This window comes from Haloferax profundi (assembly GCF_001469865.1).
GTDB lineage: Archaea > Halobacteriota > Halobacteria > Halobacteriales > Haloferacaceae > Haloferax > Haloferax profundi.
Genome location: NZ_LOPV01000422.1, coordinates 1 through 841, shown reverse-complemented (window position 1 = coordinate 841; position 841 = coordinate 1). Strand labels below are relative to the sequence as shown.

The 841-nt window shown below is 56.5% G+C and carries 1 protein-coding gene; it reads left to right on the top strand.

What is annotated here, in order from left to right:
* Positions 1-841 (top strand): CaiB/BaiF CoA transferase family protein (locus tag AUR66_RS14305; RefSeq protein ID WP_058572958.1); only part of this gene is annotated, 841 nt, incomplete at both ends.

Below are 841 nucleotides of genomic sequence, written 5' to 3'. Positions count from 1 at the left end.
GACAGCGGACACTGCTACACAACACCTCCCGCTAGATGGCGTTCGAGTACTCGAACTTGGGCACATCATTGCTGGGCCATTCTGTTCGATGATTCTCGCTGACCTTGGCGCAGACGTCATCAAAGTCGAACACCCTAACGGCGGTGACCTCATCCGTGGGTCGTCACCCGTCGGAAACAGTTCGTTCAACTACGTCAATCGAGACAAACGCAGCATCACGCTCAACCTCAAATCAGACGCGGCGCTCGAGGCTTTCTTTGATCTCCTCGAAGAAACGGACGTCCTCGTCGAGAACTATGCACCAGGAACCGCAGAGCGTCTGGGAATCGGCTACGAGAGCTTGAAACAGACGTACCCTGGACTCGTCTACTGCTCCATCAAGGGATTCAATCCAGGCCCATACGAGTCGTACCCTGCTCTCGACCCGATCGCCGAGGCACTTTCGGGGATGATGAGTGTCACTGGACACGAAGATATGCCCCCTGTTCGCTCTGGGACGAGTATCGCAGACATGGCTGCATCGTTCTACGGTGCTATCGGGGTTCTTGGAGCGCTGTATCGCCGCAATCAGACCGGTATCGGCTCGAAAGTCACTGCACCACTGTTCGAATCGACTGTTTCGATGATGGGCTACTGGCTTGCATACACTGAAGCCTACGACGATGTCCCCGGGCCAATGGGTGCGTCACATCCGAATTGGGCACCATACGACGTGTTCAAGACTAGTGACGAGGAGTGGGTCTTCATCGGACCATCCGGCGAGAGACAGTGGGAAGCCCTCTGTACTGCGCTGGGTCTCGACCTACACACCGACGACCGGTTTGCCACGCTCGTCGACCGT